This window comes from Psychrobacter sp. T6-1 (genome assembly GCF_052258445.1).
In genome coordinates this window covers 1-899 of record NZ_JBQQFC010000597.1, presented here as the reverse complement: position 1 = coordinate 899, position 899 = coordinate 1, and the positions used below count along the sequence as shown (strand labels likewise).

The 899-nt window shown below is 35.6% G+C and carries 1 protein-coding gene; it reads left to right on the top strand.

Annotated features, from left to right (window positions below; translation table 11 throughout):
• Positions 1-115: 115 nt before the first annotated feature.
• On the top strand, positions 116-772 hold the full coding sequence (locus ACTXGO_RS14835; protein ID WP_443543016.1) for an IS1595 family transposase: 657 nt from the start codon (positions 116-118) through the stop codon (positions 770-772).
• The last annotated feature ends 127 nt before the right edge of the window (positions 773-899 follow it).

The following is an 899-nucleotide window of genomic DNA, read 5'->3' as shown; positions in this document are numbered from 1 at the left end:
TAGTGTGTCAATCTATTATGATAATGTAGCATTATGTAATAATGCAATCAACGAAATATGTAACGATTATTAAAATTGGGGCTGTAGTAGATAAGCACTATTCTAGACTACTTTTATGAAGATAACCCGTTGTAAACTAAGTAAAAAAGCACAGCGAAGGCTGTTAGAGTTTTTTACGGCTGAAGTGACTGCTAGAACAGCCGCAGATTTGCTTGATATTCAGCCTAATACTGCTGCACTTTTTTATCATAAAATAAGACTTGTGATAGATTACCATCTCTCATTAGAAGCTGATGAGCTTTTTGATGGTGAGGTCGAATTAGATGAAAGTTACTTTGGCGGTGTACGCAAAGGCAAAAGAGGTCGCGGGGCAGCTGGTAAAACCGCTGTATTTGGTATTCTAAAACGAAACGGTAAGGTTTATACCATTGTCGTAGCAGACACCAAACAGACTACCCTAATGCCTGTTATTAAGCGTAAAATCAAGCCTGACAGCTTTGTTTATACGGATAGCTATCGAAGTTACAATGCATTAGATGTGAGTGAGTTTAAACATTTCAGAGTCAATCACTCTATAGAGTTCATTTGCGGTAAGAACAATCACATCAATGGCATTGAGAACTTCTGGAATCAGTCCAAACGAACACTCAGAAAGTATAATGGGATTAATAAGAAAAACTTCCATTTATTTTTAAAAGAATGTGAGTTTAGATTTAACTATGGTTCACCATCTAATCAGCTGAAAATCCTGAGAAAATGGTGTGATATTTAATCCTTATTTACTACAGCCCCTTAAAATTTATTGTCTATAGATACTAGCCTTGTTAGCTTAGCTTACCAAAAAGCCTGATAAGAATATCCTTATCAGGCCTGTTTTGTATAGTACTTTAGACAGTAAA